This window comes from Arthrobacter sp. CC3 (assembly GCF_039907775.1).
In the GTDB taxonomy this organism is placed as follows: Bacteria; Actinomycetota; Actinomycetes; order Actinomycetales; family Micrococcaceae; genus Arthrobacter.
The window spans coordinates 1-6,511 of the sequence record NZ_JARCCY010000083.1; the positions used below are offsets into that span (position 1 = coordinate 1).

Annotated in this window: 6 protein-coding genes; 4 read left to right on the plus strand and 2 right to left on the minus strand. The window is 63.8% G+C overall.

Annotated elements, in window-relative coordinates:
* Window positions 1-150: 150 nt before the first annotated feature.
* Window positions 151-1,347 carry a glycogen synthase gene (gene glgA, locus PV761_RS23880; protein WP_028269249.1) on the minus strand — a complete coding sequence of 399 codons (1,197 nt, stop codon included), beginning with the start codon at window positions 1,345-1,347 and terminating at the stop codon, window positions 151-153.
* A 102-nt stretch (window positions 1,348-1,449) separates the two neighbouring features.
* Between glgA and glgC the strand changes: the two genes are divergently transcribed.
* From glgC to PV761_RS23895, 3 genes are all read left to right on the plus strand, one after another.
* Window positions 1,450-2,847, plus strand: coding sequence for a glucose-1-phosphate adenylyltransferase (gene glgC / locus PV761_RS23885; RefSeq protein WP_347900005.1), 1,398 nt, complete (start codon window positions 1,450-1,452; stop codon window positions 2,845-2,847).
* A gap of 67 nt (window positions 2,848-2,914) precedes the next feature.
* A complete protein-coding gene (locus PV761_RS23890) occupies window positions 2,915-4,366 on the plus strand; it encodes an SDR family NAD(P)-dependent oxidoreductase (protein ID WP_347900006.1) in 1,452 nt (483 codons plus the stop codon).
* 137 nt (window positions 4,367-4,503) lie between these two features.
* Window positions 4,504-4,968, plus strand: coding sequence for a pyridoxamine 5'-phosphate oxidase family protein (locus PV761_RS23895; RefSeq protein ID WP_347900007.1), 465 nt, complete (start codon window positions 4,504-4,506; stop codon window positions 4,966-4,968).
* Window positions 4,969-4,989: 21 nt separating this feature from the next.
* On the opposite strand, the gene PV761_RS23900 is transcribed toward PV761_RS23895, so the two are convergent.
* Window positions 4,990-5,421, minus strand: a complete 432-nt coding sequence (locus PV761_RS23900) for a universal stress protein (protein ID WP_347900008.1) — start codon at window positions 5,419-5,421, stop codon at window positions 4,990-4,992.
* Between the two features lie 282 nt (window positions 5,422-5,703).
* On the opposite strand from PV761_RS23900, the gene PV761_RS23905 reads away from it, so the two are divergent.
* A complete protein-coding gene (locus PV761_RS23905) occupies window positions 5,704-6,459 on the plus strand; it encodes a response regulator transcription factor (RefSeq protein ID WP_347900009.1) in 756 nt (251 codons plus the stop codon).
* Window positions 6,460-6,511: the final 52 nt, after the last annotated feature.

The following is a 6,511-nucleotide window of genomic DNA, read 5'->3' on the forward strand; positions in this document are numbered from 1 at the left end:
ACGGCCTCATTTTCTTTCGCACTGCGTGGGATCGTTTTCAAACGACCTAGCGAACCGCCGTATGCGAGGCCCGCACGCACGGTGGTGTGAGAGGTGGGTCGGGAAACCCGACCCACCTACTCGATTAAGTCCTTTTAGGCAAGGACCGGGTTAGGCGAGGACCGAGCGGTACACCTCAAGGGTGGTTTGCGTGATGGAGTCCCAGGAGAAGTGCTCCTCCGCGCGGCGGCGGCCGGCCTGTCCCATGGCGCGGGCGCGCTCCGGATCGGACACCACCTCGGTCAAGGCGGCTGCGAATTCGTTGACGAACTTCTCCGGATCGAGCGGGGTTCCGGTGCCGTCGGTGACCTGCTCCAGATCCACCAGCAGTCCGGTTTCGCCATGCCGGACAACCTCCGGGATCCCGCCGGTGGCGCTGGCCACCACGGCCGCACCGCAGGCCATGGCCTCCAGGTTCACGATGCCCAGCGGCTCGTAGATGGACGGGCAGGCAAAGGCGGTTGCGTGGCTGAGGACCTGGATCAGTTCGTTGCGGGGAAGCATCCGTTCAATAAGGACAACTCCGCTGCGCTGAGTCTGCAGCTCCTCGATCAGGCGGGCAGTTTCCGCGGCGAGCTCCGGAGTGTCCGCCGCGCCGAGGCACAGGACCAGCTGGACATCGGCCGGCAGCTTGGCTGCGGCACGCAGCAGGTACGGAACGCCCTTCTGGCGGGTGTTGCGGCCTACGAAAACTACGCTGGGCAGCGCCGGATCGATGCCCAGGGCGCGGATGGCGTCATCTGCCTCGTCACGCTGCCAGAGTTCGACGTCGATGCCGTTGTGCACCACGCGGACCTTGGCCGGGTCCACGTCCGGGTAGCTGCGCAGGATGTCCTGCCGCATCCCCTCGGACACGGCGATGATTGCAGCGGCGGCCTCGTAGGCGGTCTTTTCCACCCAGGAGGACAAGGCATAGCCGCCTCCGAGCTGTTCGGCTTTCCACGGCCGGAGCGGCTCCAGGCTATGGGCGCTCAACACATGCGGAATGCCGTGCAGCAGCGAGGCGAGGTGGCCCGCCATGTTTGCGTACCAGGTGTGCGAATGCACAAGGTCGGCCCCCGCAATGTCCGGCACGATGCGCAGATCGACCCCGAGCGTCTGGACGGCGGCGTTGGCGGCCCCCAGATCCTCCGGAACGGAGTAGGACGTCACCTTCGCCCCGTGATAGTCGGGATCCCGGGGCGCCCCGAAGGCCCGCACCTGCAAATCCACATGCTTGGCCAGCACGCGGCTTAGTTCAGCCACATGGACCCCGGCGCCACCGTAAATCTCGGGCGGGAACTCTTTAGTCACAATGTCTATTCGCACGATACCCAAGGTAGTCCTTACGGCGTATCTGTTCTAGTGTGAAGGGGTCCGGGCGTGCCGGACTATTGGGGAAAGATACGAAGGCGTACAGGAGCGACCACCATGCCGTTGAATAAGAAAGTCCTGGCTATTGTCCTCGCAGGCGGCGAGGGTAACCGTCTGATGCCATTGACGGCGGACAGGGCCAAACCCGGCGTGCCTTTTGCCGGGAGCTACCGGCTGATTGACTTTGCACTTTCCAACCTCGTGAATTCCCGCTACTTGCAGATTGTGGTGTTGACGCAATACAAATCCCACAGCCTGGACCGGCACATTTCCGAAACGTGGCGAATGTCCACGCAGCTGGGAAACTACATTGCATCCGTCCCCGCGCAGCAGCGTGTGGGCAAGAGCTGGTTCCTTGGCAGTGCTAATGCCATTTACCAGTCCCTGAACCTGATCCATGACGCCAACCCCGACATTGTGGTCGTTGTTGGCGCGGACCACGTCTACCGCATGGACTTCGCGCAGATGGTGGAGCAGCACGTCGCCAGCGGCGCCAAGGCCACGGTGGCCGCCGTCCGCCAGCCCCTCAACATGGCCGACCAGTTCGGTGTCATCGAAGTGGACCAGAACGATCCCCAGAAGATTGCGGCCTTCGTGGAGAAGCCGTCCTCAACTCCGGGCCTGGCCGCCGATCCGACGCAGTTCCTGGCTTCCATGGGCAACTACGTGTTCGATGCCGATGCCCTGGTGGACGCCTTGCACGTTGATGCCGAGCGCCTCGACACCAAGCACGATATGGGCGGCGACATCATTCCGTACTTCGTCAACAAGGGCGAAGCAGGCGTTTATGACTTCACGTTGAACGACATTCCGGGTTCCACCGAACGGGACCGCACCTACTGGCGCGACGTGGGCACCATCGATTCCTTCTACGACGCGCACATGGACCTCATTTCCCCGATGCCGGTATTCAATCTGTACAACTCGGAATGGCCCATTTACACCCGGCAGAGCATTTCCCCGCCGGCAAAGTTCGTCCGCGGCAAGGGAAACACCGTGGGTACGGCGCTCGATTCGATCGTGGCCAGCGGCGTGGTGATCTCCGGCGGCATCGTGGAAGGTTCCGTCCTGTCCAACGACGTTTACGTGAGCACGTCCAGCCGGGTGGTTGATTCGGTCCTGATGGATAAGGTCCAGATCGGCGAGGGCGCCGTGATAAACCGCGCCATCATCGACAAAAACGTCAAGGTACCTGCCGGTGCTGCGATCGGCCTGGACCCGGAGCGCGACCGCGCCCGCGGATTCAAAGTCACCGATTCGGGCATCACCGTGTTGTCCAAGGGACAGGAAGTCCCTGAGCCGGACGACGCCGAACGCGCGCTGTCGGCCGCCAACCTTCACCTGGTGCCCAACGCAGTGAAGGCGGCCACTGAAAACTACCCGGCCGCCCGGGACTCCGTGACCCAGCTGGGTGAAGCTCACGCAGCGACACTGGGTGTGGCTGTCGCCGACTAGGACCGGATCCCTGTCCCCCGAAACCTGACGGCAGGCCGTAGGACTCCCAGGCTGTAAAATTGGACCAATGAACACCCCCGATTTGACGCCTGAGGACATCCAGGCCTGCCTCAAGGTTCTCAACACCATCCACGCCTACGACGAGGAACACCCTGACTACGTCTCGGTGCGCCGCGCCACCGGCAAGATGTTCAAGGCTGTCAAACGACACCGACGGGTCACCAAACGCGACCTGATCGCGGAGTCGGACCGGGCAGTGATCGCCCAGACGGCCACGGCTGCACCCGACCGGATCGACGACGAAACGCGCGGGAACAAGCTGGAACCCTCAGCGACGGGGAAGGTGGCCGGGCACCTCATCAGGTCCCGCCCCTGCTACATCTGCAAGAACCACTACACGCAGGTTGACGCGTTCTATCACCAGCTGTGCCCTGAGTGTGCCGCATTCAGCCACAGCAAGCGTGATGCGCGCACCGACCTCACGGGCCGGCGTGCGCTGCTGACGGGCGGACGCGCGAAAATCGGCATGTACATTGCCCTGCGGCTGCTTCGCGACGGCGCCCACACCACGATCACCACACGGTTCCCGAAGGATGCTGCACGCCGCTTCGCGGCGATGGAGGACAGCGGGGACTGGCTCCACCGGCTCCGGATTGTGGGCATTGACCTCCGTGATCCCTCCCAGGTGATGGCCCTGACCGACTCCCTCGACGCTGCGGGTCCCCTGGACATCATCATCAACAACGCCGCCCAGACAGTCCGCCGGTCCGGGAACGCGTACAAACCCCTTGTTGATGCCGAGGACGAGCCCTTGCCGGCAGCCCTTGAGGCAGCCAATGGCGGCCCGGAACTGGTGACGTTCGGCCATGCCCACGACAAGCACCCGCTCGCCCTTGCCAGCAGCGTCATGGAGCACCCGGTCTTGGCCGGGGACGCCATCACCTCCCTTGCCCTCTCGACAGGCTCGGCATCGCTGGAGCGCATTGCCTCCGGCACGGCCATTGACGCCGGCGGACTGGTCCCGGATCTTGCCACGATCAACAGCTGGACCCAGGTGGTGGACGAAGTTGATCCGCTGGAAATGCTCGAGGTGCAGCTCTGCAACGTCACGGCGCCCTTCCTGCTGGTGAGCCGGCTGCGTGCAGCCATGAAGCGGTCCACCGCGCACCGGAAGTACATCGTGAATGTCTCCGCCATGGAGGGCCAGTTCTCCCGCGCCTACAAGGGCCCGGGCCACCCCCATACGAACATGGCCAAAGCCGCGCTGAACATGATGACCCGGACCAGCGCGCAGGAAATGCTCGATGCCGACGGCATCCTGATGACCGCGGTGGATACCGGCTGGATTACCGATGAGCGGCCCCACTTCACCAAGGTCAGGCTCATGGAGGAAGGCTTCCATGCGCCGCTGGACCTCGTGGACGGTGCAGCCAGGGTTTACGACCCGATTGTCATGGGAGAAAACGGCGAGGACCAGTACGGCGTCTTCCTTAAGGACTACAAGCCCAGCCCCTGGTAGGCGCCACAACGATGGTGGGCGCCATAACGCCGGTGGGGAGACACAACGCGCCTGTCCAGTATCAGAGGCTGTCGTGGTGCCGCTAGGGGCCCTATGGCCCTAATGGGCGTAGCGGCGGGACCGTAACGTGGGTTTATATGAACAACATGACGCCGCCCCAAGGCCAGCTGTCCATTGACCAGTGCTGGGTCATGCTCGGCACGGAGACGGTGGGAAGGATCGCCCTCATTGTCGACGGCCACCCCGAGATCTTCCCGGTGAACTTCGTACTCCATCGCCGCAGCATCGTGTTCCGTACGGCCGGCGGGACCAAACTCTGGGCCGCCATGACCGCCAAGCCCGTGGCTTTCGAAATCGACGGCTATGACGCCCATGAAGAGAAGGCATGGAGCGTCGTTGCCCGCGGCGAAGCCGAACTGATCGAGACCCAGGACGAAAAGGACGAGGTTGATGCCCTCTTCCTGGAACCATGGCAGCCCGGCGACAAGGACTACTACGTCCGGGTGGCGCCAAAGGCCCTGACGGGCCGGCGATTCAAGGCCAAGAAGCCGGACCTGTGGAACACCCGGCTTTCCGATCCCCGGCGCGCGGCTTTCGAGTAGGCAGCGCCTGCGTTCGGGGCGTCAATGCTTCTCTGGTGTGTGCACTACCAGGACTGGGCAATGCGCGTGCGCAACGCAGGCTGAACTTACGGACCCGATTAGCAGACCGCCGAAGCCGCCGTGGCCGCGGCGGCCGACCACCAGCATGTCCGCGGTCCGGCTGGCGTCAATTAGGGTATGCCGCGGGCGTCCCTGCACCAGCCGGGTCTCGACGTTCGGCGGTGTCTCCGGCCCGAAGGCCTTGGCTACGGCGTCGTTCAGGATCTCCCCGGCACGGACATCGAAGTCGTTGATCCCCATGGCCACGTAGCCGTCGTATACGGGCGGGTAATCCCAGCACGCCAGCGCGACAACCTGGGCTCCAAGTTGCCCCGCAAGGCCCTGCGCCCGCTTCAGGGCTTCCACCGAAGCGTCCGAACCGTCCACGCCGACAACGATGGTACGGACGTCCATGGCCTCATTCATGTCGTTCCCTTTCGCAGGGCTGTCGCGTGTAGAACCCGGCCGCGGAGCGGCAGGGGTTCTTCAAGGATGTGTGCCGGAACCGCCCGGTGCTAGGGTCTAAAGTCATGCCCGCTGTGGGTCCAAGGACCCTTGTTGCGCCTGGAGGTGTCAACGAGAATGGCAGAGCCGGATGAGGGAAACCGGGTCCGGGCAGACATAATGGGATCTGCACCGCACCGCAAGCCGGTTGCGGACCGATGATGGCAGCTCCGGCCGCCGGACAGGAGGACCATGATTCCTCGGGCAGACCAGGGTCCCACCGCACAGGACGTGCACATTGACCTGATCCGTGTGTTCATCCTCGATGACCATGAACTTGTCAGGCGCGGGTTGCAGGAGCTTCTAGAGGGCGAGGGTTTCCAGGTTGTGGGCAGCTCAGGTTCCGCTGTCGAGGCAACGCGGCGGATTCCGGCCCTGCACCCCGACGTTAGCGTGCTCGACGCCCGACTTCCGGACGGCACGGGCATCGAAGTCTGCCGGGACGTGCGGTCGGTGGACCCGAACCTCAACTGCCTGATTCTGACGAGTTTCGATGACGAGCAGGCCCTGCGAGGCGCGGTACTCGCCGGCGCCCGCGGTTACGTCCTGAAGGAAATCGGTGGCACTGACCTCATCGGGGCACTCCGGCGCGCCGCTGCCGGTGAGTCGCTGTTCGATGACGGCGTGGCGGCCAGCGTTGTCGACAGCCTTGTCACGCCCCAGCAGGTGGACCCGAGGATTGCCGGTCTCACCCCACAGGAACGGCGCGTCCTGGAACTCGTGGGCGGCGGCCTGACGAACCGGCAGATTGCCGCTGAAATGTTCCTGGCGGAGAAGACCGTCAAGAATTACGTGTCCTCGCTACTGGCAAAACTTGGCTTTGAACGGCGGACACAGGCTGCGGTGTACATTGCCAACAGCTCCATGCCGGCCCCGTCGCCTTCAGGCCACTCCGCTGCGGCGCATTCGTCCACAGCCCACTTAGCCTCGATCCACCGGTCGGTTTGAGGTTGTAGCGGCGGTTTAAACGGAGAATGCCTGTCGGATCGGGAAAAATGGG